The organism is Brucella ciceri (genome assembly GCF_041930145.1).
In the GTDB taxonomy this organism is placed as follows: Bacteria; Pseudomonadota; Alphaproteobacteria; order Rhizobiales; family Rhizobiaceae; genus Brucella; species Brucella intermedia.
In genome coordinates this window covers 13,512-39,110 of sequence record NZ_JBHEEV010000003.1, presented here as the reverse complement: position 1 = coordinate 39,110, position 25,599 = coordinate 13,512, and the positions used below count along the sequence as shown (strand labels likewise).

Here is a 25,599-nt window from a genome sequence, read left to right as displayed (position 1 = left end):
GCGGGTTTTTCACCCGCCTTTTTAATCGGTTCACTTCTGTTTGGGAAGCTCTACGACGATTTCATGTTCACCGTCCGGCTTGATCGGCACGCCCTCTTCCGGCTTGCCGATCTTGCGGCCATTGAGCTTGACCGCCTTGTCCTTGCCACCGGCCACGACCTTCACGCGGTAGAGCGCCTCGCCGAAGCGGAGTTCCGCTTCATAGCCATCCCATTCCGGCGGCAGGGCCGGGTCGAGATGCAGGCGGTCGCCGCGTTTGGTGACGCCGAGGATACCCTCGGTTGCGACGCGATAGAACCAGCCGGCGGAGCCGGTATACCAGGTCCAGCCGCCCTGCCCGCGACGCGGCTCCACGGAATAGATGTCGGCTGCGATCACATAGGGCTCGACACGATAGATATCCGGATTGCGGCCATGGTTGACCGGGCTGATGAGCGAGAAGAGCTTCCAGGCTTCCGCCGCCCTGCCCATGCGGGCGAGCGCCATGATCGCCCAGGTCGCGCCATGGGTGTACTGGCCGCCATTCTCGCGGACACCCGGCGGATAGCCCTTGATATAGCCCGGCTCCTGCACGGTCTTGTCGAAAGGCGGCGTGAAGAGACGCAGCAATTCGCCCTCGTCATCCAGCAGGTATTTTTCGAGCGAGGCCATCGCCTGTTCGGCGCGTTTCGGATCGGCCACGCCAGACAGCACGCTCCACGATTGCGCGATGGCATCGATCTGGCATTCGTCACTGTCCTTGGAGCCAAGCGGCGCGCCGTTATCGAAGAAGCCGCGGCGATACCATTCGCCGTCCCAACCGTCGCGGTCGAGCGCAGCCGTCAGGCTTTCCAGATGGGCTTTCCAAATGTCGACGCGCTTCACGTCCTTGCGTGCTTCGGCAATCGGAATGAACTTGCCGAGCGTATAGGCAAGGAACCAGCCGAGCCAAACGCTCTCGCCCTCGCCCTTCACGCCGACCAGATTCATGCCGTCGTTCCAGTCGCCGCCAAGCATCAGCGGCAGGCCGTGCTTGCCGGTGCGCGCGACGGCGAGATCGAGCGCCAGGGCGCAATGCTCGTAGAGGCTGGCCGTCTGCCCGGAGATTTCCGGCTGATAGAAGGCATCATGTTCGCCCTCCTCCAGCTTGCGCCCTTCGAGGAACGGCAGCTTTTCGTCGAGGATGGCGCTGTCGCCCGTCGTCTCGACGTAGAGCGAGGTGCCATAGCCGAGCCAGACGACATCGTCCGAGATGAGCGTGCGGACGCCCGCACCCGTTGCGGGAAGCCACCAATGCTGGACATCGCCTTCCGGGAACTGGCGCGATGCGGCGTTGAGTATCTGCGCACGGGCAAGCGTCGGATCGATGAGCAGCAGCGACAGCGTGTCCTGCAACTGATCGCGGAAGCCGAACGCACCGCTTGCCTGATAGAAGGCGGCGCGCGCCCAGATACGGCAGGCGATTGCCTGATAGGGCAGCCAGCCATTGACCAGAAGGTCGAAAGCCGGGTCCGGGGTCTTGACCTGAACGCGGTCGAAGAGGCCTTCCCACTGCTGCCTCGCGGCAGCAAGCATATCGCTGAACGAAACCTTGCGGGTCTCGGTGATCAGCGCCTTTGCCTGTTTCTGGTCGGCGGCATTGCCGAGCAGGAAGACGATTTCACGGGCTTCACCCGGTCCGACTTCAATGTCGAGGGCGAGCGCGGCACAGGGATCGCGGCCCGCTTCAACCGTGCCCGAAAGCGCCTTGCCTGCCAGCACGATCTCCGGTTTGTCCACCGAACCGGTGGTGCCGATGAATTCGCTGCGGTCGGCAGTGACGGATTGCGGCTTTTCGGTCGCGGCAAAGAAGGCGACCTGCCCTGACTTGTCAGGATGATACGGATTGCCCGCAAAGAGCGCGCCCAGTTCCTCGTCCTGCGACGGCACGATGAAAGGCACATTCTTGGCGCGGGCATTGCCCAGCACCCATTCGACATAGCCATAGACGCGCAGCTTGCGCTTCGAGCGGCCCTTGTTGGTGATCGTGAGGCGCGAGAGACGCACCGGCTTGTCCGCATCCACGATATGGGTGAGGTCGAGCGCCAGCTCGCCGTGCTGCGCCCCGAAGCTCGAATAGCCGTGGCCATGGCGCGCTTCATAAGTCACCGCCTCGTCGCGCAGCACGCTTGCGGTCGGCGCAAAGGTGCGGCCCGTTTCACGGTCGAGGATATAGATCGCCTCGCCCGGACGGTTGGTGACCGGATCATTCGCCCATGGGGTGAGCTGGTAATCGCGGCTGTTGCCTGCCCAGGTAAAGGCCGAACCTTCCGCCGAGACGTGGAAACCGAAATTCGGATTGGCGATCACATTGATCCACGGATGCGGCGTGGTGGTGCGATTGTTGATGCGCACCACATAGGAGCCATCCTCGGCAAAGCCGCCATAGCCGTTCCAGAAGCGGAGGTCGCCGCCTGCCGGAGCAGGACGGTTCACCGCTGGCTTGACAGCCGGGCGGCGTTCTTCCGTCCCGCGCTCAATGGCGATGGGCGCGAGACCGGCGGCACCGAGCCCCTGGCTCGAAGCCTGTCCGCCAATCGCGGTCTTGGCATCGCGCGCGGCGAGATCGACGGTGATTTCCTCGCTGCGGCGCAACTGTTCGGCCAGCGAGCCGTTCTGTGCGTGCATGACGATACGCGCCGAGGCAAGCAGCGTGTTGTAGCTTTCGTCGCTCATCTGGTCGCGGCGCACCGCGAAGATGTGCGGCTGGCCGCCGCCGCGCGCCCGGAATCCTTCGACGATCCAGTCGATGGCGCGCTGCGTATCCTGCGCATAGGAGAAGGCGCGCTCATTGACCGCCACGACATCGACCGTGAGGCCCTTCGAGCGCCAGTATTCCTGCGCACGCAGCACACCGCGCAACACGTCGAGATCGGCTTCATTGTCGATGCGCAGCGCGAAGATCGGATAGTCGCCGGAAATCGACATCGGCCACAGGTCCGACTGCTTGCCGAGGCCGCTGGCGATGGTTTCAGGCGGCTGGCGCAGGGTCCGCTCGGGATAAAGCAGATAGGCGGCGACCTTCTGGTAATCCGCAGCTTCCGCGGGCTTGATGCCGATATGATAGAGCTGCACCTGCGACGAGGTCCAGGATAGCGAATATTCGCGGGCGAAGGTTTCGGGGTGACGATGGGTCGCCACGGCATGTTCCACCGCATCGCGGCTGCCGCCTGCGAAGGTCCAGAACACGAGGCTCACCTTCTTGTGCGCCGGAACGCGGACACGTGTGCGCACCGAAGCAATCGGATCGAGCACGCAACCCTGGCTGCCGGTGAATTTGGCGCCGGCGTCGAAAGCTGCCGCATCGCGCAAGGAACGACCGCGTCCGACAAAGGCACGGCGGTCGGTTTCGACTTCCGTTTCGCGGATCGAGCCGGAAAGATCGGTCACGAAATGCGCGACATGAATATCGGGATCGGACGGCGCGCGCTTGCGGCGCTTGGCATAGATGGTCGAACCGTTATCGGAGATTTCGGTTTCCACGAACATCTTGGCAAAGGCCGGATGGGCGGCGTCGCTGTCGCTGTCGGTCAGCACCAGTTCCGCATAGGAGGTGACCTCGATCATGCGGTCGCGGGCGGAGGTGTTGATGATGTCGAGCCTGCGGCCCTCACCATCGGATTCCGACGACACGATGACTTCCATGACCGTCTTGATATCACCGGCGGTCTTGTAGAATTCCGCCTTGTCCTCGGTGAAGACCGTCTTGGTTTCCTCATCCGGATTGCGGACCGGTTCGCCGGTTGCCGACCACCAATAGCCGCTTTCCATGTCGCGCAGGAACAGGAAAGTGCCTTGCAGGTCTTCCGACGCATCGGCGTGGAAGCGGGTGATGTCCCAATTGTGCCAGCGGCTGTAGCCCGAGCCGTTGGCCGTCACCATCAGCGCATATTGTCCGTTCGACATCATATGCGTGGTGCGCGGCGCCTTGAAGGGCTTGTCGACGATCCGCATCGGCGCATCGTCGAAACCGCCGGAATCCACGCGCATCGGGTTTTCCGTCTTGGCGTAGATCATCGGGATTTCGCGCGGCGCCTTTTCCTGCAGCAGCAGTTCGGCAGCCTCGATCACGGGGTCGGAGTGGAAACGCTCGCGCATCCGGCCTTCGAAGATCACGTTGTTGACCGCGATGATCGACATGCCATGATGGTGGGCATAGTAGTTCTTCACGACGGCGCAGAGTTCGCCTTCGCGGACACGCGACGGGGTGAAGTCCACCGAATCGTGGAAGCCGTAGCGTCCAAGCGCGCCGAGCTTGGCAAGACGCTTGAGGTTGGCGACGGCGGCGGCAGGCTGGTATTGCGCGGCGAGCAGGCTCGCATAGGGCGCGATGACCGCGTTGCGCGACAGGCCGCGCTGCAGGCCGAGATTCGGCACGCCGAAGTTGGAATACTGGTAGTTCATATGCGCGTCGCGCGCATTGAACGCCGCTTCCGAAATACCCCAGGGCAGGCCGCGCGAGGTCGCATAGTCGATCTGGCGCTGCACCACGAGCTTGTTGGTCTGGTCGAGCAGCGAACCGAGCGGCTCCGACATGACCAGCGGCGGCATCAGATATTCGAACATCGAGCCGGACCAGGACAGCAGAGCGCCCTTCCAGCCCACCGGCACCAGAAGACGGCCAAGCTTGAACCAGTGTTCGACCGGCACGTCGCCCTTGGCGATGGCAAACAGACTCGCCAGACGCGCTTCCGATGCGAGAAGATCGTAGCAGCTTTCGTCCAGCTCGTTTTCCTGCACGCGGAAACCGATGGAAAGCAGGCGGCGTTCCTTCCGCTCAAGGAAGCCGAACTGCATGTCGAAGGCAAGCTGGCGCGAGCGGGTCGCCAGATCGCGCAGGCGCTCGCGCAGCGCGTCCGTGTCATGCTCGCCGATGGAATCGTCGGTATGCGCCTTGCAGGTATCGACCAGAATGCGCGCCCATTCCACCGCTTCCGCGCTTGCGGAGGTTTCGATTTCGCCATCGAGTTCGTCCATCAGGCGAACGATATCGGTAGCGAAAAGCGACAGGTTGATGGTGCGGAAGGATGCCGTCTCCGGCTCGTCCTTGATGGACAGGACGGCACGGCGGAAATTGGCGATCCGCTCTTCCAGGCGGCGGCGCAGCGGACGCAGTATCCGGCGGTCGTCGGGGATTTTCGCGATGGACTCTTCAAGAATGTCGTTGACATCGAGAATGCCGTCGAGGTCGCCCTGCATGTAGACGGAGGGAGCTTCCGCCCATTCTTCCAGCGCGGACGACAGCGTAACCAGATGACCGGCGAGATTGCCGCTGTCCACCGCCGATACATAGAGGGGCCGCATCGGTGTCAGCGTGTTGGTCTCGTACCAGTTGTAGAGATGGCCCTGGTACTTCTCCATCTTTTCGAGCGTATTGACGGTGGCGGCGACACGATCCAGCGTTTCGCCGAAGCCGATCCAGCCGAAATCGCGCGCGGCGATGACCGACAGCAGATAGACGCCGATATTGGTCGGCGACGTGCGCTGCGCGACGATGGGCGCCGGGTCTTCCTGGAAATTGTCCGGCGGGAGATGGTGGTTTTCCTCATTGGTGAACTCGGCGAAGTAACGCCAGGTCCGGCGCGCATAGCGGCGCAGGTCCGACTTGTCGGAAGAAAGCACTTCCAGCGTGTCCTGCGGCTTGGCCGAACGGCTGACGAGCCAGGCGATCAGCGGCGAGGCAAACCAGATGACGGCGAAAGGTGCGGCGATCAGCGCGGCATGGCTTTCAGCGGCAAGGGGGAAGAAGATCGCCAGACCCGCAATGGCCATGGCGGGCCACATCAGCTGGAAATAGAAAAGCAGCGTATCTGGAGAGGTTCTCGCCTGCGCCGCCGTGCGCCATTCCAGAAGGTTGCGGTGCGAAACGAACAGACGATAGACGGTGCGCGCAATCGCGTCCGCCATCAGGAACGCCGAATGGGCGATGAAGGTGGTGCGCAGCGCCACATCCGCCGTGCCGAGCGCAATGTCGGTCAGTACCGACTGCGCATGGCCTTTCAGCGAATAATCCATGTTGCGCGGGATGAGATTGGTGACGATCCCGAAGGTCGGCGCCACGAACATGGAAAGGATGAGGAAGCCCTGCCAGACGGCGGCAGGCCCGATCGGCAGCACGCTCCAGCCGACGACGGCTGCGATCAGCCACAGGATCGGGTTGAGCGAGCGGCGCAAGTTGTCGACCATTTTCCAGCGCGTGATGGCGCTGACGCCTGCATTGGTCGAAAACAGCCATGGCAGAAGCTGCCAGTCGCCGCGTGCCCAGCGATGGTGGCGCGAGACGTCGACATTGTAGCCGGTCGGATAATCCTCGACCACCTCCACATCGCTGACCAGAGCGGCACGGGCATAGCCGCCTTCCAGAAGGTCGTGGCTGAGGAGCGTGTTTTCCGGCACGCGGCCCTTCAGCGCGGCCTCGAAGGCGTCGATGTCGTAAAGGCCCTTGCCGGTGAAGGTGCCTTCGCCAAGCAGGTCCTGATAGGTGTCGGACACAGCAAAGACATAAGGATCGATGCCGCGATTGACCGAGAAGACGCGCTGCAGGAACGATGCTTCGTCGCCGGTCGTCAGCGACGGCGTGACGCGCGGCTGGAGAATGCCATAGCCACGGATGACCTTGCCGGTCTTTTCGTCAATGATCGGGCGGTTCAGCGGATGGCTGAGCTTGCCGGCCAGATGCGTGACGGATTCCGGCGTCAGACGCGTATCGGCGTCCAGCGTCATCACATATTTGATTTCCTTCGGCAGGCGTTCGTCCGGCGGGAAGAAGCTCGTATCCTGATCGCCCCGCAGCAACAGGTTCAGCTCATGCAGCTTGCCGCGCTTGCGCTCCCAACCCATCCAGCAGTTCTGCTTCTCGTTGAAGAGGCGGCGGCGGTGCAGAAGGAAAAAGCGCGGCTGGTCATCGCCCGTATAGTGCTCGTTGAGCTTGGCGATTTCCTCACGCGCATATTCGTAGATTTCCATATCCGCGGGCGTGATCTCGTGCTTCGCATCGGTCCAGTCGCTGACCAGCGCGAAGTAGATTTCGCCACGCGGATTGGTGAGATAATGCACTTCGAGATTGCGAATCTGCTCGTCGATGGAATCACGCGAGGTGATGAAGGTCGGCACCGCGACCAGCGTGCGCGCCTCTTCGGGCAAGCCTTCCTTATATTCAAAACCGATGAGGCGCGTGGGCTGCACGAACCACGGCACCAGCGCGTTGAACAGCGAATAGGACGCGTCCATCGCCGGGAAGAGCGCCAGCAGCGTGAACAGCGTGCGCAGATCGGTCGAAAGACCGGCGCGGATCATGCAGTAATTGACGAGAGTGAGAATCAGGATCGTGAAGATCGCCGTCGGAATGAACAGGCCCCAGAGGCCAAGGCCGCGATAGAAACGCAGCGCCCTGACACCGAACGGCGCCTTGTAACCGCAGACCCTTTCAAGCTCCGTGCGGCCTTCGCCCGACAGGTAATAGGCGATTGCGCCCTTGCCCTCGGCTTCCGGATGACCGGCCTTTTCGGCGCGGTGGCCGTCTTCCGCCAGCTTGAGCGCCGCCCAGGTGATGTCGATTTCGCTCATGTCCGAATAGCGGGCGAGCTTTTCGATGGTCACGCGGTAGGCATTGCGGGAGCGGAAGTCCAGAAGCTCGAAATCGCTGTGGTCGCGCAGGATCGCATCGACCTCGTTGACGGTTTCAAACCAGGTTTCCCAATCCACGTCATCGATGGATTTCAGGCTGCGGATGACATTGCCCATCGTGACGCCGCCGGTGGACTGGCGGGCATGTTCCTCGACGATGGCGTCTTCCGGGTTGCTGCCTTCCTGTTCCAGAATCCGCTCCAGCCAGTGGGCGGCTGCCGTGGTGTCGGTGGAGGAGGAACGCAGGCGATAAAGGAGATGCGTCGCGAAGGTGCTGTCGCGGGCGGCATCGGCATATTGCGCCAGGACCGAATCCAGCTCGGCTCCGTCGGCAGCGACCACGATGCGGTCGGCAGCCGTATTGGCGAGATTGCGCATGATGCGCGCGCGGTCGACGCGCAGCGCCAGACGTCGCGCATTCTCGATCAGGAAATAGCGCACCGCAGACGGCAGCGCCCACAATTCGCCGATCTTCAGCGGCTCGACGGTCTGGAAACCCTTGACGATGGCCGTCAGCGTCTTCAGCGAGAAATTGCTGTCCGTATGCGCGACATAGAGCCAGGCCAGCGCGAAGATGCGCGGCATGCCCTCGTATTTTTCAACCGGCGCCTTGTAGAGCGGCAGCTGGCGGATAAAGCGGCGCGGCAGGTCGCGGCGCGCCTGCTGGACGTTCTTGTCGATCTGGTAGTGGTTGTCGAGCAGCCATTGCGCGGCAGGGGTGATGGTTTCACCCGCGCGCGAGGCGGCATCGGAGGCGCGATAGGCATGCAGGATCAGCTTGCCGTTTTCCGACAGGCGCTGATCGAACGGGAAGGCAATATAGCCCGGCAGCGGAATGTCTTCGCCCCGCGCCACGGCAGCGGCAAGCGCGCCAAGTTCTTCCTCGGTTTTATACAAGGCCCGGATGGGCGACGGCTGTTCGGGGGGAATCTGGCCTGACGCATCGCGGTCGCTGGATTTGGGCTCCATCGAAGGCTGCTGCATCGGCGATTTATTCTCGGTAGAGGTTGATTTGGAGAGCGAAGAAGACAATTCCGGCATCTGCCTTAACAGCCTTTCCGAAGGAAATGAGTTATATGCGGCGGGTGGACACTGACATTAGTCTGAATTTTCATTTCAGGGAAACGGCAGTATCCGTGATCGGTTCCCTGAATGTCGGCTGCATTTGGCTAAAATGCGACGGCGCAATGTGCTGATATTCAAACCGTTTAAATCGCAACGCACAATTCTTTCCGCCTATTAATGTTGCGTTATGAAACACCCCGTTTCCTGCAACCCTAACATATTGAAAACAAAAATAATACCACCCCTGGTAAGGTGCCGGGAAATTTCGGCGCCCAGCACCTCGCATCCGCCAATAGGGAGGAAGCCCGGCGGATGCGCGGGAATCACCGCGCATCCGCCGGGCCTCGTGTTTCGACAGACCGGCCATTCACCGTAAAGTGACGATCAGGAAGCTGGTTCGGATGCCGGAAAAAGCTTCCAGTAACGTGGGCGGAAAGCGATGCGGCTTTTTTCCGCCGCCGGATGTTCGGCCGGGATTTCGATCTCGACCCGCTCGCGCGCGCCGCCCACTTCCAGTTCGACGCGCCGCTTGCCGCCCGAACGGCGGCTCGCCACCACCGTGCCTGCGATGCAGCCGCCGCAGCCGTCCAGCAGTTCGACATCGTGCGGACGGAAGAAGAGTTGCGCGTCCCCATCGGCCACACCATCGGCGGTCAGGCCGATATTGCGGTCCACCAGCCAGACCTCACCCTTTTCGACCCGGACCGGAAGCGTGCTCGATTCTCCGATGAAGCCATAGACCCCGGGGGAATTCGGATTGTCGTAGACCTCATCCGGCGTGCCAACCTGCTCGATACGGCCCTGGCTCATCACCACCACGCGGTCGGCCAACTCCAGCGCCTCGTCCTGATCGTGGGTCACGAAAACGGTGGTGTGGCCCGTCTTGTCGTGGATCTCGCGCAGCCAGCGGCGCAACTCCTTGCGCACCAGCGCATCAAGCGCGCCAAACGGCTCGTCGAGAAGCAGGACTTTCGGTTCGATCGCCATGGCGCGGGCCAGAGCGACGCGCTGGCGCTGGCCACCGGAAAGCTGCGCCGGATAGCGCTTTTCCAACCCCTGCAACTGGACGAGATCGAGCAGTTCCAGCGCGCGGCTGCGAATGGCGTCGCTCGACGGGCGCGTCGCGCTCGGGCGCACCTTGAGGCCGAAGCCGATATTGTCCGCAACCGTCATATGGCGGAACAGCGCATAATGCTGGAAGACGAAACCGACATTGCGCTCCTGAACGCTCTTCTGCGATGCGTCCTCGTCACCGAAGAAGATCGTCCCCTCGGTCGGCGTTTCCAGCCCGGCAATGAGGCGCAAAAGCGTGGTCTTGCCCGAACCGGAAGGCCCCAGCAAGGCGATCAGCTCGCCGGAACGAATATCCAGCGAGACATTATGCAACGCCGGGAAGCGAGCGAACTCCTTACGCACTCCGGCAACACGAACTTCCATTCCCAATCCTTTCCCCTGCCGCCATGCGGGCGACCGTCGATTTAATTTCAATGCCCGTTTCCGCTGCCAGCCAGTTCATCGCCATAGCGCAATTCGAGCGCCGTCTTGATGGCAAGCGTCAGCAACGCCAGAAAAGCCAGCAGCGACGCCACCGCGAACGCACCGACGAAGTTATATTCGTTGTAGAGAATTTCCACATGCAGCGGCATCGTATTGGTGAGACCGCGAATATGTCCAGAGACGACGGAAACCGCGCCGAACTCGCCCATCGCCCGGGCATTGCACAGCAGCACGCCATAGAGAAGCCCCCATTTGATATTGGGCAGCGTCACATAGCGGAAGGTCTGCCAGCCATTGGCGCCGAGCGAAATCGCCGCCTCCTCGTCGCCCGTTCCCTGTTCCTGCATCAGCGGGATCAGTTCGCGCGCGACGAAGGGAAATGTGACGAACACCGTCGCCAGCACGATGCCCGGAACGGCGAACAATATCTCGATGCCATGCCGCGACAGCCACGGCCCGAGCAGGCTGTGACTTGAGAAAAGCAGCACGAAGACAAGGCCTGAAATGACCGGCGACACGGAAAACGGCAGGTCGATCAGCGTCGTCAGCAGTGCCTTGCCCTTGAATTCGAACTTGGCGATCGCCCACGCTGCCGCAATGCCGAAGACCAGATTGAGCGGCACGGCGATGGCTGTAACCAAGAGGGTCAGCCTTATCGCAGCCCACGCATCCGGCTCGACCAGCGCCGCCAGATATTCGCCCGCTCCCTTGCGGAAGGCTTCTACGAAGACCGCGATGACCGGCAGGATGAGGAAGAGCGCCAGGAAAGCCAGCGCCAGAGCGATCAGCGTGATGCGCGTTAGCGGGCTCTCGGTGAGGGCGCTCCGGCTTTCGCGGGGCGCGGAAGAAGCAGGTTCATTCGCCATGACCATATTTCCTCCGTGTCCACGCCTGGATGAGATTGATGAAAAGCAGCATCGCAAAGGAAAGCGCCAGCATCACCGTGGCAAGCGCGGTCGCTCCGGCATAATCATATTCCTCAAGCTTGATAACGATCAGAAGCGGCGCGATTTCCGAAACATAAGGCGTATTGCCCGCGATGAAGATGACCGAGCCATATTCGCCGACCCCGCGCGCAAAGGCGAGCGCGAAGCCAGTCAGGATGGCCGGTTGCAGGCTTGGCAGCAGCACCCGCCAGATCGTCTGGAACCGGGAAGCGCCAAGTGTTGCCGCAGCTTCTTCCACCTCGCGGCTGATTTCCTCCATGATCGGCTGCACCGTGCGCACCACGAAGGGCAGGCCGATGAAGATCAGCGCGATGACGATGCCCGCCCGCGAGAACGCGACGCGGATGCCCAGCGGCGCCAGCAGGCTGCCGATCCAGCCATTCGGCGCATAGATCGCGGCAAGCGCGATACCGGCCACGGCCGTCGGAAGAGCGAAGGGAATATCGACGATAGCATCGACGAAGCGGCGCCCGGGAAAGCGATAGCGCACGAGAACCCAGGCGAGGATGACGCCAAAGACCACATTGACCAGCGCCGCGATGAAGGCGGTGCCGAAACTCGTTTCGAGCGCTTTCAACGTGCGCTCGTCGGTGACGAGGCGCCAGAAGCCGGAAATCCCGACTTCGCTGGAACGCAGCACCAATGCCGCAAGCGGAATGAGAATGAGAAGGGTCAGATAGGCAACACTGAAGCCGAACGTCAGCCCGAAACCGGGAATGACGCTCGGCTTTCTGAAGTGCGACCCTGCCCTGGCCCGTGCAGGGAGCGAAGTCATGCGCTGGTTTGTTCCCTCTTCAGTATTTGATATTACCGATTGCTCACGGTTTCCGGATTATTTTCCCGGCTTGTAGAGCTGGTCGAACGTTCCTCCATCGCCAAAATGATAGGGCTGCGCCTTGGCCCACCCGCCGAAAATCGGATCATCGATCGTTACCAGCGTCAAATCGGGAAACTTGCGCTGCTTGTCGGCCGGGATGATTTCGGGCTTCGACGGACGGTAGAAATGCTTGGCGGCAAGCGCCTGGCCTTCCGGCGAATAGAGATATTCGAGATAGGCCTGCGCCAGCTTGGTGGTGCCGTTTTCCTCGGCATTCTTGTCCACGACCGCGACCGGCGGTTCGGCCAGAATGGATTGCGGCGGCGCGACGATGTCGAATGCGTCCTCGCCAAATTCCGCGACCGAAAGATAGGCTTCGTTTTCCCAGGCGAGCAGCACGTCGCCCAGCTGGCGCTGCACGAAAGTGGTTGTCGAGCCGCGCGCGCCGGTGTCGAGCACGGGCACATGGCGGAACAGCTCGCCGATGTAATCCCTGATCTTCTGTTCGTCGCCGCCAAACTGCTTGTGGGCCCAGGCCCAGGCGGCGAGATAGTTCCAGCGCGCGCCACCGGAGGTCTTCGGGTTCGGCGTGATGACCTCGACGCCATCCTTCACCAGATCGCCCCAGTCCTTGATGCCCTTGGGATTGCCCTTGCGCACGAGGAAGACGATGGTTGACGTATAGGGGGCGGAATTGTTGGGCAGGCGCTTGCGCCAGTCCTTGTCGATCTTGCCCGACAGCTGGGCAATGGCATCGATATCGCTTTCAAGCGCCAGCGTCACCACGTCGGCCTTGATGCCGTCGATCACCGAACGCGCCTGTTTGCCCGACCCGCCATGGGAAGCGCGAATGGTGACGGTTTCGCCGGTTTCCGCCTTCCAGTGGGCGGCAAAGGCGGCGTTGTAATCCTTGTAGAGTTCACGCGTCGGATCGTAGGACACGTTGAGAAGTGTCTGGTCGGCGAAGCTTGACCCAACCGTTCCGGCCAGCGAAGCCGCAGCCACCAATGCCGCCAGAGTGAGCGAAAATCTCGATATCTTCATGACCGCCTCCATGTTTCATTGGTCAAGACAGTATCAGAGCTCTTTGACGACAGGATGCCACAAGCCGGTCGTTATTTGAAACGACTTCGAAAAATCCGCGCAGTTTTGAGGAGATTTCGAGGATAATTTTTTCACCGGCAGGTCGAAACATGCGGGCGATAGTATCATTAACTCATTGGGCCGATGCGGGTTTGAGGGAAGGCGCCGGCGTGCCGCTCGTGGCCAGTTCAAGCTCAGGCTGCCTCGGCTCGTTCCAGCCCATGAAATTGTAGACCGTGTAGCGCCAGAGACCGATCTCCTCGTGAAGCGCCACATCCGTGACAAGGAAATAAAGGGCAGTTGAAGACATGTTGGTATGGGAGCCCGTCAGAAAACCGGCGGCGACCGGCTCGGGCTTCACGCCGAAATGCGCCAGATAAAGAAGATCGCGGGTCAACATGGGCGCAGCCTGCAACAATACGACCCTGGCCGGCCTGATCTCGCGCAGGATCGCCGCCGTGTTTTTGGAATTCTGCCAGCTGTTGCGGCTCTTTTCGTCAAGCAGGATGGAAGCCGGATCGACCCCGACCTTTTCAAGCTGCACGGCGATGGCCGTGGCCTCGGAAACGCCGGTGCCGCTCACATCCGCGCCGCTGGCGATGAACTTGCAACTGAACCCCTTGTCGACGCACTGGCGGTTCATGGCGGCTGCCGCCAGAAGCGGAGCATAGGAGAAGGCCAGCGGCTCGACCGCTTTCTGGCCGCGCTCGTCAACGACCTGCGTTCCCGTGCCGAAAATGATGAAGGCGGTATTGTCTTCAAGCGGCCTCTGCAATTGCGACGTATAGGGCGATTGCAGACGGTTCATCAGGTAATCCGGGGCCAAGCCTGAAGCAATCGCGCCATAAAGAATGACTGCAAGGCCAATCAGAACAGTACCCGTCTTGCGCCATTTGAAACAGAAAAGGATTAAACCGACAGCGGCAAAGGAAAGCATGATATTGATCGTCATTGAAAATCACCGCTTTCAATATAATATTTCATCAATCGGCGGATTTGTGATATACGTGAACGCGTTGCTTGAAAACAACCCCAAGAATTTCGGAAATAACGATCTGTTTGTTGTGAGAAGCCGCTGTTCAGGATGCACCCTGCCCCGAAAGGGTGAGGCCCGGACTGGGGTTGCGGGGGGCAAGTATTCATCCGGGCCTCGGCCAGTCTCGCGACCGGCAGGCTAACAACGGACGAAACCCGTTTCGGTTGCACGAAATCTCGACAGGCAGCGAATATTTTTTCGCTTTCATTTGCAGGCCCTTCGGCGGCCGGATCGCTCTTGAACCGTACAGGCGAAGAGTTATTCTCCCCGGATGGATTGGCTGACCAGAGGATTTTTCACCATGGCATTTGGCAAACGCTCTATCGGCACCCTTTTCGTGATTGCCGCAGCCCCGGCACTGCTCCTGGCGTCGTCCCTTTCCCTAAAGGCCGAGGAGTCGAATCCGATCGAGCGGGTCGATTACATCTGCGAGCGCGGGGTCGTCGTGCCGGTCACCTATATCCGCAAGGGCAGCGCGCCCGGATTTGCGGTCCTCGACGCCGAGGGCAAGATGATCGCGATGCAATGGCATGAAAGCCTGAAGAAATATGTCGCTCTCGACGAGCAGGACAGCTATCGCTGGAGCGACAATGACGGTCAGGCGGTGCTGAGCCATCTGGAAGCCGATCACACCGCCAAGGAGGTGACGCTGCTTTCGGCCTGCCGCTCGGACGATGCGGAAGAATAGGAACTCCCGCTACGGGACGAGGTAATGCCGGTCCCACTGATCCTGCGGTACTTCATCGCCAATGTCGTAACGGAAAGACACGATATTGATGTGGTCCTGATCCGTCTTGCAGACGAAGGACAGCCTGTACCAGTGCTCGCGGCTGCGGAATGCCGCGCCATCGGCCTTGATGGAATTTTTCTTGGTCACAGGATCGGAAAAGGCATAGGCCAGAACCTTGTCGACGGAAAACTTGCCTTGTTCCCGCGTGATGCGCTCCATGGCTTCCACGTCGCAACGCTGCTCGAGGCGGGTCGCCGGGTCGAGCTTTTCAAGCTGGGCCTTTTCGGAAGCATTCATGGCGAAGGACGGGAAAACCGCCAGCCCGAAGGAAAGGAAACCGGCAAGGGCGGACGCAGGCAACACAAGGGACATGCATTTCATCGGACTTTCGGGAACTCCTCGCGCGGATATTGTTGGTCACAATAATAAGCATGATTTGCTGCCCTGTCTGGATTATCACCGGAAAGTTACCGGCGACCAACAGCAAAGCCGACCTGCGCGAAACCGCATCGCACTTTTGCTGGAAATGCTCCAATGCGGGCTATGGCACGCGACTCAGCCCTGCCGCTTCCACATAGGTGCGGTTGCGACCGTCCTTCTTGGCGGCATAGAGGACCTTGTCGGCCTTGTCGACCGCCTGCCACAGATCGCCCTGCTCCTGAAGGCGGACGCAGCCGATACTGCATGTGACGCTGGTTTCATCCGACAGCCGCTGGAAACGATGGGTTTCGATGTTCCGGCGCACGCCCTCCATGAGTTCCAGGACGTTATCGGCCTGCATATCATGAAGGCAGATGACGAATTCCTCGCCGCCCGTGCGGGCAATCAATGACCGCTCGCCTAAGAGCTTGCGCAGGATTCCGGCAAATTCCTGCAGCACGGCGTCGCCGGCCGCATGGCCGTAGTCGTCGTTCAGAGCCTTGAAATAGTCGATATCGCAGACGGCAACCCAGCCCGATGCGCCCCTCTTCGTATGCGAAAGGGCATTGTAGCGCATTTCCAGCCCACGCCGGTTGAGAAGGCCGGTCAGCGGATCGCTGTCACGTTCATGGGAAAGCTCGCCGATACGGTCATGTCCAGCCGCCGCCAGCAAGGCGAAGCCGGTGAGAACCGCGGCGATGGCCGTGGAGAACACCGTCCATTGCCAGAAGACCGTCGCCGCGAAATTCTCGCCGTCGACTTCGCCGAGCAGGGAACGGGCAGTCAGGAGCGTGCGCGGCACCAGTTGCAGCGCCACCAGAACGAGCATGACCAGCAGAAGCTTGTCCACCAGCGGCCCCTTGAACAGGCGCCGCGCCCGCCAGGCGAAAGAAAGAATCAGCGTCGCCATGCCGAGATTGAGCACATAGACCCGTGCCAGAAGATTGGACTCGACATAGCAGAAATACCAGACGCCGCCGACAATGAGCGCAAAGCTCAATATGTAGAAGGCGGAGGTCAGGCGCAGCCCGCTGCGCTGCAGAATGCCATAGCCGCCGACCAGCGTGCCGCCCACATAGAATGCAGCCGAAAGCACCGTGTTCAGCCGGTCGTCGGCGGGAAAATTGCCAAGCTGCACCAGCATGGCAAGGCCGATCAGCAGGAAACAGGCCCCGCAGGACACAAGAAAACGGCGCCCGCGATCCGACAGCCAGGCCGTGAAAAAGGCGAGTGAGAATAATAGAAGGACGGCGGGGAGTACGAACTTCATATAAACCGGATGTGCAATTTGCAGTTTCAATAAGAATCCTTATTGCGTCCTCTCATCAAAATTACAATTCAGTAAATTAACACGTTTTGTGAACCGACATGCATTGAGCCGCCAGCCCGGACGTCTTGTCCCGGCGTGCTTTCGCTCTTGATTTCATCGGGCCGTCCGTGTTTGTAACCTGCAAACAGTGCTGCCATATGCGCTATCATGCGCATCACGCAGCCCCGTCGCGAAAGGTAGAGACATGAAGCCCGTTTTCCTGCAACTGCAGTGCACGCCCGGCAAGACCTACGAAGTTGCCGATACGCTCTTTCAGCGCGAAATCGTCTCCGAGCTTTATTCCACCAGCGGCGAATTCGACCTTCTGGCCAAGATCTACATTGCCGAGGATCAGGATATCGGCAAGTTCATCGCCAGCAATGTTCTCGACATTCCCAATATCGTGCGCTCGCTGACGACACTGACCTTCACCGCCTTCTGACGCTCCTGAAAGCCGCCAGCGGGCGGCAGATGCCGCCGGGGAAACCGGTAAAGGTTTGATTCACCATTAACGAATTATCATGCCGGCGAAAGGAACCTCTGCTTGCGCTCGCGCATTTGTTGCGTGATGGGCTTACCTCGAAAAGGGAGGCAGCGAGACAAGTGATGAACGATCTTGGACATCGGCGGGTGCTGGTGGTGGAAGACGAGGTTTTCGTCGCCCTTGACGTTGCCGCGACTGTCGAGGACGCGAACGGAACCGTTCTCGGCCCGGTCGGCACCGTGCGGCAGGCGATAGATATCATCAACCGCAATGAAATCGACGCTGCCATTCTGGACGTGAACCTCGCCGATGGCGATGTGGAAGCCGTGCTCGACCGGCTGAAAAGCCGCGATGTCTTCGTGGTCATCCATACCGGCGGCGGGCTGCCCGCGCGCCTGGCGGACCGCTATCCAGAAGTGCCGGTTTTCCAGAAGCCCATCCCGCCATCCGTACTGACACGCACGCTCGCCTCCGCTCTCGCCTCTCACATGGCCTGACGAGGCAGGATGCAGCCGACATTTCCCGATTTCGCAACCGTGCTAAAGGAGGTCGAGGCTGATCAAGGCCCTGCGGACGACATTCGTGGCCCGCAATTCGGATTTGCCTCCGCCGTTTTTTCCGCCAGCCTGTCCGACCTGCCGGCCTCCCCTCGCCAGCCGGACGATCTGGAAAGCCTGTTCGACATTGGAAGCCCGCCGGAAGCGGCGCCCGATCCGGAGCACGAACGGCAGGAGATTGCCGCGCGCATGCAAAGCCAGTCGGCGGACGCCATCCGCCGCGAGCTTGACCTTCAGCCGGGCCTGAAGCGCGCCGAACTGCAGCGCCGCCGCCGCAGCTTTGCCGCGAGGAACCACCCCGACCGCCTGCCGGGAGAATTTCGCCCTGCCGCCGAACAGCGGATGAAAACCGCGAATGCCTTGCTGGACAAGGCCATGGCCGAGGCCTTGCGCTGACGCGCCAGCGCATTGCCAGTTTGAATTGAACCATTGGAAATGCTCTACTTCCTGACTGCAGGCTTTATCCTGCGCAAAGCCGCTTCGCACTTTCGCTGGAAATGCTTAAAGCAACTTCCTTACGTTTTACGCGCAAAATCTTTTGCCTTATAACAATAACGTGCTAGATTGGCTTGTCTGTGCCTGCGAAAGCTGTCGCACGCCGGAACCCTTTCCGTTGTCCGCAAGCCCGCAAACGGTCCCGCTGCTCCCCGTACACCGGGGCAAAATGGGCAATATGGGGCAATTTGCGCTTTGCTCGGCGGGAGCGGTTCTGTCATATCGACGTTACACATTGGAATAGTTCCTAAAAGGTTTGAAAATGCCTCCTTATCGTTCGCGTACAACCACCCACGGCCGCAACATGGCCGGCGCGCGCGGCCTTTGGCGCGCCACCGGCATGAAGGATGAGGATTTCGGCAAGCCGATTATTGCCGTGGTGAACTCGTTCACCCAGTTCGTGCCCGGCCACGTGCACCTGAAGGACCTCGGCCAGCTCGTAGCGCGCGAAATCGAAAGCGCTGGCGGCGTCGCCAAGGAATTCAATACCATCGCGGTTGATGACGGCATCGCCATGGGCCATGACGGCATGCTCTATTCGCTGCCCTCGCGCGAACTCATTGCCGACTCCGTCGAATATATGGTCAATGCGCACTGCGCCGATGCGATGGTCTGCATTTCCAACTGCGACAAGATCACCCCCGGCATGCTGATGGCAGCCCTTCGCCTCAATATCCCGGTCGTATTCGTTTCCGGCGGACCGATGGAAGCAGGCAAGGTCGTCTGGGACGATCAGGTCAAGAAGCTCGACCTCGTCGATGCAATGGTTGCCGCTGCCGACGATCATTACACCGACGAGCAGGTCAAGACGATTGAACGTTCCGCCTGCCCGACCTGCGGCTCATGCTCGGGCATGTTCACCGCGAACTCGATGAACTGCCTCACCGAAGCGCTTGGCCTGTCGCTGCCGGGCAACGGCTCGACGCTCGCAACCCATGCCGACCGCAAGCGCCTCTTCGTGGAAGCCGGTCATCTCATTGTCGACCTCGCCCGCCGTTATTACGAACAGGACGACGAAAGCGTGCTGCCGCGCTCGATTGCGAGCTTCCCGGCCTTTGAAAACGCCATGACGCTCGACATCGCCATGGGCGGCTCGACCAACACGGTCCTGCATCTGCTTGCCGCCGCGCAGGAAGCCGAAATCGACTTCACCATGGCCGATATCGACCGGCTGTCGCGCCGCGTGCCGGTGCTCTGCAAGGTCGCGCCAGCCAACAACACGGTTCACATGGAAGATGTGCACCGCGCAGGCGGCATCATGGGCATTCTCGGCCAGCTCGACAAGGCAGGCCTGATCAATACCGATCTGCCGACCGTGCACAGCGAAACGGTTGGCAAGGCGCTCGATCATTGGGACGTGACCCGCACCAACAGCGAAATGGTGCACAAGTTCTATTCGGCGGCACCGGGTGGCGTGCCGACACAGGTTGCCTTCTCTCAGGAGCGCCGTTTCGACAGCGTCGATACAGACCGCGAAAAGGGCGTCATCCGCTCCAAGGAACATGCTTTCAGTCAGGATGGCGGTCTGGCCGTGCTTTACGGCAATCTGGCCGAAGACGGCTGCATCGTGAAAACGGCAGGTGTGGATGATTCCATCCTGAAATTCTCCGGCCCTGCCCGCATTTTTGAAAGCCAGGATTCGGCTGTGCTCGGCATTCTGAACGGCAAGATCAAGCCGGGCGACATCGTGCTGATCCGCTATGAAGGCCCGCGCGGCGGCCCCGGCATGCAGGAAATGCTCTACCCGACCAGCTATCTGAAGTCGAAGGGCCTCGGCAAGGCATGCGCGCTGATCACCGACGGACGCTTCTCGGGCGGCTCTTCGGGTCTCTCGATCGGTCACGTCTCGCCGGAAGCAGCCGAAGGCGGCACGATCGGTCTGGTGCGCGAAGGCGATATCATCGATATCGACATTCCGAACCGCAAGATTCATCTGGCTGTGGACGATGCGACGCTTAGCCAGCGCCGCGCCGAGCAGGATGCAGCAGGCTGGAAGCCAGCAGAGGAACGCAAGCGCAAGGTTTCGACCGCGCTGAAGGCTTACGCCGCCATGGCTACCAGCGCCGCCAAGGGCGCGGTCCGGAAACTGCCGGATTGATAAGTTCGAATGAAATAAAGGGCCATATGGCCCTTTATTTTTGGATGATTATCGGTTCGCAGGATATTCCATGGTTGTGCCAACCCCATCAGACGCTGGCCAAGTTCTTACCCCACATGCATTGTCAACGGGATCACCAAATGGAAGATCATACTCTTTGGCCTCGAAAAAACCCACTACGTGAAGTGGATAAAACGTGATATCTGTAGTAGAAACTTGATCACACGGATCATCTGTTCCTTCTACCCATGAAATCATGTTCTTAAAATACGCAGCCCCTTGAGCAACCTCTATTGTTCCGATTTCTTTATTATCGATAATTTTTCCGTCTCCGTCAGACACTTCAACCGTACCTGCAACAACAATTTGATACTGATCTCCGCTTATAATCTTTGCATTTAGCTTGTATGTATAGCCTTCATGCGTAGGAAGATCTATTGCGCAAGTAACACCCTCTTCCGCGTCCGCACCTTTGCTACAAGTATCGCTTTTTCCAACTCCATCTTTCCCAAAGTATGAAAAATGCGCTTACCCAGGATATCCTTGCGAAAGCTGAGTCGGATTAACCCCTATGTACATAACCCCGACATCTCCGCCCAGTATTTTTTTCAAATCAAACTGCGTAGCGACAAACTTCGTACCACGAGGAGACTCTTTAATTTTATTAAAAGTAAAAGAACTATAAATATTAATCACGCCGCCGTTGTTGCCATCCGGCATTACACTTGCGTCATAACTAATATTAATATAATTCCCATGGTTGTTTGGCGGAAAATAATCGCCTTCTCTCGCCTCACCATAAGATATTCCAGCCAAAGCAAAAAATAACAAAAACACTATACCTTTATTAGAAACCTTCATTTCATACCCCAAAATTCAAATTAATAAGGAAAACTCATGTTAATTTACAATTACTAAACTGTAATAAGAGCCTGACCGAAAAAGGGTTTTATTTTTTCAAATCCTTGCGAGACGTGTTGTTAGCGTATATGGGCATGACCAACCAGGCTTCGGCCGAAGCGATAGTCTTTTCAAAGTCCTCACAAGTCTTCGTCATCGTCCCAACTATGCAAATGTACGTTGACAACCCATCTGCCTGGCGGGACTTGGAAACCGCTGACTTGATCCGACCGCTTAACGATTTCCAACGTAAATTTACCGACCTTTTCCATTTTACCTCTTAGAGGTAATGCTAGCCAATATTAATGTCAGTATATTTTTTCTATGCGTGAATTTTCTCCTCAATTATTCTAAATTATATTATATACTTTTTTGTACATAAAATTTGTATTAATTTGCTATTTTGTGCTATTTTTTATTGTTGTGTAGATTATTTTAATAAGTATATTATCTTGTTTATACTGTAACTAATTACAGATAGGCAAATTAGTTTTAAATGTGTAAAAAAGTCTAGCCGAAAGAAAGTTGAGTTACTTCAGTTAGTTGTGATTCAATGTTGTTTACGAAGCCACGCTGAAGAGCACGATGGATTAGGCTGAAATCACCCGCAAACAATATGCTCGAGGCGGTCAACGTTATGCAAGCGACCTTATTCCAAGGCCTTTTATCAATCTTCAATAATTTAACCATTGTACTCAATCATATACGCGGAGATTATTAATGTTTGACGTCATAAATTATATAATCGCTAGAGTTAAATGTGTCGAAACTGGAACTTATCTACAATATAATGTAAATATTAATGGTGACACTCTCTGTACAGCACCGCTAAAAAGTATGGATGACCCCGATCATATCGCTTTTTATTGGAGGATTGGCTACCTTTGGGACGCCAATACAAACGCGAACATCTATGTAGATTTCAATACTGTATTCGACGGTCTATGCATTCAATTTCCAAGTGGAATCACCGAACAAACGACATTCAGTAATTTGACATTTACAGATGAAACACATGATATCGCTCACTTTTCTCCTATAGAAATGGCAGATAATCAATTCAAATTCCAACTGGTTACTACTTATCAAGATTCTTATTCAGGGCCAGAGATGTTTCTTGCTGCCCGAGGCGCAGGTGAGTCGGCTGCTGGTGTAGCCAGAGAGCCATTACCTAAATATGCAAGCAACGTCTGGACAATTGAACGAATCGACAACCTATAATCGATCACTTGAAGAGCTGGGAAACCGCCGGCATCAGATCGTTCTTCACCGACTCCGGCGTAAACGGCCCGACATGCTTGTAGACGATCTTGCCGTTCTGATCGACGAGGAAGGTTTCCGGCACGCCGTAGACGCCCCATTCGATGGCTGAGCGCCCGGCGCGGTCGGCGCCGACGGCGGCAAACGGATTGCCGAGATCGCCGAGGAAGCGGCGCGCATTTTCCGGCTGGTCCTTGTAATTGAGGCCAACCACGCGGATGCGCTCGTCCTTGGCGATTTCCATCAACAACGGGTGTTCCTGACGGCAGGGAACGCACCACGACCCCCAGACATTCACCAGTGTCAGCTTGCCGCCCGGACCCGTTTTGAAATCTTCGCTGTCGAGGCCCGGAACAGGTGCGCCATCGCGCACCAGACCCTCGACAGGCGGCAGGTTCGTCTGCGGGGCCTGCTTGCCGATGAGCGCCGAAGGTATCGTCGTATTGTCCTTGCCCGACAGAAGCTGAACCGCGAACACCGCCGCCAGTGCGACGAAAATCGCCAGCGGCAGCAGGGCAACCCAGGTGGAACGCTTTTTCGGCGCGGCGGGCTTTTCGGTCGTTTCGGTCATTGTGCCTTACCGGGGACTTTCGCGGAACGGCGGCGCACGCCCTGCACTTCCAGCCGCTTCAACTCGTTTTTCTGGATACGCTGGTCGATCAATATCCAGCCGATGGTGACGACAAGTGCCGCGACCGTGATGCCATATGAGGCGAGAACAAAGCCGAGGTGATTCATACCGCGTCCTCCTGTGCCTTGCGGTTGCGGTCGGTTCCCCGGTCGGCTCCTCGGTCGGCATTGCGTGCGGCAAGCTTCTTCATCGACGCGACACGGCGGCGCCAGATTTCATTGCGCATGGCCATCATGTGCAGCGTGAAAAACAGAAGCGAAAAGCCGATCGCCATCACGAAAAGCGGGCGCAGCATGGATGCGTCGATGGTCGGGCCGTCCATGCGGAACACCGAGGCTGGCTGGTGCAGCGTGTTCCACCAGTCGACCGAGAATTTGATGATCGGGATGTTGATGAAGCCGACCAGCGTGAGAACGGCCACCGGCTTGGCGCTCTTCGCCGGATCGTCCATGGCGCGCGACAGCGCGATGATGCCGAGATACATCAGGAACAGCACGAAGACCGAGGTCAGCCGCGCATCCCACACCCACCATGTACCCCACATCGGCTTACCCCAGAGCGAGCCGGTGGCAAGCGCAAGCGCGGTGAAGACGGCGCCGAGCGGCGCGGCGGCGCGGATCGACACATCGGCCAGCGGATGCCGCCAGACTAGCGTGCCCAGCGCTGAAACCGCCATAATCGAGTAGCACATCATGGAAAGCCATGCGAAAGGCACATGGATATACATGATGCGGACCGTCATGCCCTGCTGGTAATCCTCCGGCGACAGGAAGAAGACCATGTAGAGGCCAGCCGCCAGAAGCAGCGCCGAAAGCCCGGCCAGCCATGGCAATACCTTGCCTGCAAAGGCAAGGAACCGCGTGGGATTGGCCAGATCGAGCCAGCTCGTGGTTTTAACGGCGTCTTTGGTCATGTCTTTTTCCATGGCCTATGTTTACCTTCCGCCCCTGTGCCGTTCAATTGACCGAAATCAACTGCGTCAATCGGTCGAACATGATCGTTTCCGAAAACGGGTGCCCACTTTTCGGGATCATGTTCAATCCGCCGAACTTTTCAGGGCCGCGCTCGCGGCCAGAGGCCCGAGGACGGCAAAGAACAGGGTAAGTGCAGCAAGAATGAGGAATGGCGCCAGAAAGGGCGCATTGTCTACCGTCGCCCCGTGCGAAGCTGATACACCGAAAATGAGCACCGGAATGGTGAGCGGCAGAACGATCACCGACACCAGCAGGCCGCCGCGCGGCAGCGCCACGGCAAGGGCTGCACCCACTGCACCGATGAAGGCGATGGCGGGCGTTCCCACCAGAAGCGTCAGCGATGTCGCGCCGATTGCCGATGCATCCATGTTCATGAACAGGCCCAGCATCGGCGATGCGATCACCAGCGGCAGCACGCTTGCCACCCAATGCGCCACGCATTTCACGAAAACCGTGAAGGGTAGCATGTGGCTGTCCGCGCCGATCAGCAGCAGGTCGAGCGAACCGTCCTCCCGGTCGGCCTGAAACAGCCGGTCGAGGCCCAGAAGCGTTGCCAGCAGCGCGCCGATCCACAGCATGGCCGGGCCGATGCGCGCCAGAAGGTTGAGGTCGGGTCCGACGCCGAAAGGCATGACGGCGATGACCGCGAGGAAGAACAATATGCCAATCAGCGCGCCGCCACCGGCGCGGAAACTGAGGCGCAGGTCTCTCAGGAAAAGCGCCAGCATCAGGCAGCCTCGAGCGAACAGGCGGCCATGTCGAGGGTGCGGACACCTTCAAGGCCAAGGGGAATATGCGTTGCGGCGACGATCATGCCGCCCTCCCGCATATGCCCGCGCATGATTTCCGCAAAGCGGGCTTCCGACGCCTTGTCGAGACCGGCGGTCGGCTCGTCGACGATCCAGAGCGGACGATGGCTGACCAGAAGCTTGGCAATGGAGACACGGCGTTTCTGCCCCGTCGACAGATAGCCGAACGGCAGATGCTCGACGCCGGGCAGGTCGACCGCCTCCAGCGCCTCATCGATCTCCACCTGCGCGGCGCCGTTGAACTTCTGCCAGAAGGACAGGTTCTCGCGCACGCTCAAGGCCGGTTTCATTGCGTTCTGGTGTCCGAGATAGTGGCAGGCGGCGCGCACTGGCAAAACGGTGCCATCCTCGCGAAGCTCAACCTTGCCCGCTTGCGGCGCGAGCAGGCCGCAGATGATTCGCAGCAGCGTGGACTTGCCGGAGCCGTTCGGGCCGGTCACCACCAGCGCCTCGCCGTCACCGAGCGCAAAAGACAGGCCAGCGAAAATCGTTTCGCCACCCCTTTCGCCCGCCAGATTGTCGGCTTCCAGCCGCATTTTATACCCTCTAAGCCCCGATGGATAATTGCCAGACCATTAGAACCGGAACCCCGGAAGATCCATGGAAAGGCATCGCAACATTTCGCCGCAAGGGGCCGAATTCACGATATTCTGTCTGGAATCGTTTTAGAAAACTCTCTATATGAGGGCTACCACGCCAGCGGTCGGCGTGGAAACCATTTTTGGCCGATCTCAACCTGTTGCCCGTAAGGATGCAGGCTTCGGGACGGACAGCGGAAATGACTGCACCCGCACCTTGGCGCGTCCTTGAAACGCTAGCCTAGGCGTTCGTCCTGGTTTTCTG

Annotated in this window: 21 protein-coding genes; 6 read left to right on the top strand and 15 right to left on the bottom strand. The window is 59.1% G+C overall.

The annotated features are described in order from the left end of the window. Positions 1 to 30 precede the first annotated feature (30 nt). The 6 genes from JNC63_RS06550 to JNC63_RS06525 all read right to left on the bottom strand — a co-directional run bounded on the left by JNC63_RS06550 (position 31) and on the right by JNC63_RS06525 (position 14,005). Entirely contained in the window at positions 31 to 8,685 is an 8,655-nt protein-coding gene (locus JNC63_RS06550; protein WP_063619939.1) for a glycoside hydrolase family 94 protein, read from the bottom strand. Between the two features lie 408 nt (positions 8,686 to 9,093). Next, positions 9,094 to 10,146, bottom strand: a complete 1,053-nt coding sequence (locus JNC63_RS06545; protein WP_063619938.1) for a sulfate/molybdate ABC transporter ATP-binding protein — start codon at positions 10,144 to 10,146, stop codon at positions 9,094 to 9,096. Positions 10,147 to 10,193: 47 nt separating this feature from the next. Continuing rightward, entirely contained in the window at positions 10,194 to 11,078 is an 885-nt protein-coding gene (gene cysW, locus JNC63_RS06540; RefSeq protein WP_100651984.1) for a sulfate ABC transporter permease subunit CysW, read from the bottom strand. Next, entirely contained in the window at positions 11,062 to 11,928 is an 867-nt protein-coding gene (gene cysT / locus JNC63_RS06535) for a sulfate ABC transporter permease subunit CysT (RefSeq protein WP_063619936.1), read from the bottom strand. The genes cysW and cysT overlap by 17 nt, the downstream gene beginning before the upstream one ends. Before the next feature lie 57 nt (positions 11,929 to 11,985). Continuing rightward, a complete protein-coding gene (locus JNC63_RS06530) occupies positions 11,986 to 13,014 on the bottom strand; it encodes a sulfate ABC transporter substrate-binding protein (protein WP_063620069.1) in 1,029 nt (342 codons plus the stop codon). A 172-nt stretch (positions 13,015 to 13,186) separates the two neighbouring features. Beyond that, positions 13,187 to 14,005, bottom strand: coding sequence for a YdcF family protein (locus tag JNC63_RS06525; RefSeq protein WP_063619935.1), 819 nt, complete (start codon positions 14,003 to 14,005; stop codon positions 13,187 to 13,189). A gap of 385 nt (positions 14,006 to 14,390) precedes the next feature. Between JNC63_RS06525 and JNC63_RS06520 the strand changes: the two genes are divergently transcribed. Continuing rightward, complete coding sequence (locus tag JNC63_RS06520) at positions 14,391 to 14,777, top strand: lysozyme inhibitor (protein ID WP_245670643.1); 387 nt, start codon at positions 14,391 to 14,393, stop codon at positions 14,775 to 14,777. 9 nt (positions 14,778 to 14,786) lie between these two features. Here the strand turns inward: JNC63_RS06520 and JNC63_RS06515 are convergent, their stop codons facing one another. Next, positions 14,787 to 15,116 carry a DUF930 domain-containing protein gene (locus JNC63_RS06515; RefSeq protein ID WP_230350314.1) on the bottom strand — a complete coding sequence of 110 codons (330 nt, stop codon included), beginning with the start codon at positions 15,114 to 15,116 and terminating at the stop codon, positions 14,787 to 14,789. A 244-nt stretch (positions 15,117 to 15,360) separates the two neighbouring features. After that, on the bottom strand, positions 15,361 to 16,539 hold the full coding sequence (locus JNC63_RS06510; protein ID WP_245670641.1) for a GGDEF domain-containing protein: 1,179 nt from the start codon (positions 16,537 to 16,539) through the stop codon (positions 15,361 to 15,363). A gap of 214 nt (positions 16,540 to 16,753) precedes the next feature. Here JNC63_RS06510 and JNC63_RS06505 point away from each other — a divergent pair, with 214 nt between their 5' ends. The 4 genes from JNC63_RS06505 to ilvD all read left to right on the top strand — a co-directional run bounded on the left by JNC63_RS06505 (position 16,754) and on the right by ilvD (position 20,182). Then, a complete protein-coding gene (locus JNC63_RS06505; RefSeq protein WP_006472935.1) occupies positions 16,754 to 16,990 on the top strand; it encodes an Lrp/AsnC ligand binding domain-containing protein in 237 nt (78 codons plus the stop codon). A gap of 164 nt (positions 16,991 to 17,154) precedes the next feature. Further along, entirely contained in the window at positions 17,155 to 17,529 is a 375-nt protein-coding gene (locus JNC63_RS06500; RefSeq protein ID WP_021586420.1) for a response regulator, read from the top strand. A gap of 9 nt (positions 17,530 to 17,538) precedes the next feature. Further along, on the top strand, positions 17,539 to 17,985 hold the full coding sequence (locus JNC63_RS06495; protein WP_063619933.1) for a hypothetical protein: 447 nt from the start codon (positions 17,539 to 17,541) through the stop codon (positions 17,983 to 17,985). Positions 17,986 to 18,346: 361 nt separating this feature from the next. Continuing rightward, positions 18,347 to 20,182: a dihydroxy-acid dehydratase gene (gene ilvD / locus JNC63_RS06490; RefSeq protein ID WP_006472937.1), complete on the top strand. Its 1,836-nt coding sequence runs from the start codon at positions 18,347 to 18,349 to the stop codon at positions 20,180 to 20,182. 48 nt (positions 20,183 to 20,230) lie between these two features. On the opposite strand, the gene JNC63_RS06485 is transcribed toward ilvD, so the two are convergent. Then, positions 20,231 to 20,524, bottom strand: a complete 294-nt coding sequence (locus JNC63_RS06485; protein ID WP_138725254.1) for a hypothetical protein — start codon at positions 20,522 to 20,524, stop codon at positions 20,231 to 20,233. Positions 20,525 to 20,710: 186 nt separating this feature from the next. Then, complete coding sequence (locus tag JNC63_RS06480; RefSeq protein ID WP_100651983.1) at positions 20,711 to 21,043, bottom strand: hypothetical protein; 333 nt, start codon at positions 21,041 to 21,043, stop codon at positions 20,711 to 20,713. A 759-nt stretch (positions 21,044 to 21,802) separates the two neighbouring features. Here JNC63_RS06480 and JNC63_RS06475 point away from each other — a divergent pair. After that, a complete protein-coding gene (locus JNC63_RS06475) occupies positions 21,803 to 22,303 on the top strand; it encodes a hypothetical protein (RefSeq protein ID WP_063619930.1) in 501 nt (166 codons plus the stop codon). A gap of 4 nt (positions 22,304 to 22,307) precedes the next feature. On the opposite strand, the gene JNC63_RS06470 is transcribed toward JNC63_RS06475, so the two are convergent. From JNC63_RS06470 to ccmA, 5 genes are all read right to left on the bottom strand, one after another. After that, positions 22,308 to 22,913, bottom strand: a complete 606-nt coding sequence (locus tag JNC63_RS06470; protein WP_063619929.1) for a DsbE family thiol:disulfide interchange protein — start codon at positions 22,911 to 22,913, stop codon at positions 22,308 to 22,310. Next, positions 22,910 to 23,080: a heme exporter protein CcmD gene (gene ccmD, locus JNC63_RS06465; protein WP_006465826.1), complete on the bottom strand. Its 171-nt coding sequence runs from the start codon at positions 23,078 to 23,080 to the stop codon at positions 22,910 to 22,912. The genes JNC63_RS06470 and ccmD overlap by 4 nt, the downstream gene beginning before the upstream one ends. After that, a complete protein-coding gene (locus tag JNC63_RS06460; protein ID WP_171053447.1) occupies positions 23,077 to 23,886 on the bottom strand; it encodes a heme ABC transporter permease in 810 nt (269 codons plus the stop codon). Before JNC63_RS06460 ends, ccmD begins: the two co-directional genes overlap by 4 nt. 123 nt (positions 23,887 to 24,009) lie before the next feature. Then, positions 24,010 to 24,675, bottom strand: coding sequence for a heme exporter protein CcmB (ccmB, locus tag JNC63_RS06455; protein WP_006465824.1), 666 nt, complete (start codon positions 24,673 to 24,675; stop codon positions 24,010 to 24,012). Beyond that, the gene (ccmA, locus tag JNC63_RS06450) at positions 24,675 to 25,292 is read right to left on the bottom strand and encodes a heme ABC exporter ATP-binding protein CcmA (protein ID WP_063619927.1); all 618 of its coding nucleotides are present in this window, start codon (positions 25,290 to 25,292) and stop codon (positions 24,675 to 24,677) included. Before ccmA ends, ccmB begins: the two co-directional genes overlap by 1 nt. Between the last annotated feature and the right edge of the window lie 307 nt (positions 25,293 to 25,599).

Bases quoted from the DNA above. Each gene is read 5' to 3' on its own strand.
- cysW (WP_100651984.1), bottom strand. From the start codon at position 11,078: ATGGTCATGGCGAATGAACCTGCTTCTTCCGCGCCCCGCGAAAGCCGG.
- JNC63_RS06530 (WP_063620069.1), bottom strand. From the start codon at position 13,014: ATGAAGATATCGAGATTTTCGCTCACTCTGGCGGCATTGGTGGCTGCG.
- JNC63_RS06470 (WP_063619929.1), bottom strand. From the start codon at position 22,913: ATGACCGAAACGACCGAAAAGCCCGCCGCGCCGAAAAAGCGTTCCACC.
- JNC63_RS06550 (WP_063619939.1), bottom strand. From the start codon at position 8,685: ATGCCGGAATTGTCTTCTTCGCTCTCCAAATCAACCTCTACCGAGAAT.
- JNC63_RS06505 (WP_006472935.1), top strand. From the start codon at position 16,754: ATGAAGCCCGTTTTCCTGCAACTGCAGTGCACGCCCGGCAAGACCTAC.
- JNC63_RS06525 (WP_063619935.1), bottom strand. From the start codon at position 14,005: ATGACGATCAATATCATGCTTTCCTTTGCCGCTGTCGGTTTAATCCTT.
- ccmB (WP_006465824.1), bottom strand. From the start codon at position 24,675: ATGCTGGCGCTTTTCCTGAGAGACCTGCGCCTCAGTTTCCGCGCCGGT.
- JNC63_RS06520 (WP_245670643.1), top strand. From the start codon at position 14,391: ATGGCATTTGGCAAACGCTCTATCGGCACCCTTTTCGTGATTGCCGCA.
- JNC63_RS06460 (WP_171053447.1), bottom strand. From the start codon at position 23,886: ATGACCAAAGACGCCGTTAAAACCACGAGCTGGCTCGATCTGGCCAAT.
- JNC63_RS06515 (WP_230350314.1), bottom strand. From the start codon at position 15,116: ATGAATGCTTCCGAAAAGGCCCAGCTTGAAAAGCTCGACCCGGCGACC.
- JNC63_RS06545 (WP_063619938.1), bottom strand. From the start codon at position 10,146: ATGGAAGTTCGTGTTGCCGGAGTGCGTAAGGAGTTCGCTCGCTTCCCG.
- ccmD (WP_006465826.1), bottom strand. From the start codon at position 23,080: ATGAATCACCTCGGCTTTGTTCTCGCCTCATATGGCATCACGGTCGCG.
- JNC63_RS06475 (WP_063619930.1), top strand. From the start codon at position 21,803: ATGTTTGACGTCATAAATTATATAATCGCTAGAGTTAAATGTGTCGAA.
- ccmA (WP_063619927.1), bottom strand. From the start codon at position 25,292: ATGCGGCTGGAAGCCGACAATCTGGCGGGCGAAAGGGGTGGCGAAACG.
- JNC63_RS06500 (WP_021586420.1), top strand. From the start codon at position 17,155: ATGAACGATCTTGGACATCGGCGGGTGCTGGTGGTGGAAGACGAGGTT.
- ilvD (WP_006472937.1), top strand. From the start codon at position 18,347: ATGCCTCCTTATCGTTCGCGTACAACCACCCACGGCCGCAACATGGCC.
- JNC63_RS06495 (WP_063619933.1), top strand. From the start codon at position 17,539: ATGCAGCCGACATTTCCCGATTTCGCAACCGTGCTAAAGGAGGTCGAG.
- JNC63_RS06480 (WP_100651983.1), bottom strand. From the start codon at position 21,043: ATGAAGGTTTCTAATAAAGGTATAGTGTTTTTGTTATTTTTTGCTTTG.
- cysT (WP_063619936.1), bottom strand. From the start codon at position 11,928: ATGACTTCGCTCCCTGCACGGGCCAGGGCAGGGTCGCACTTCAGAAAG.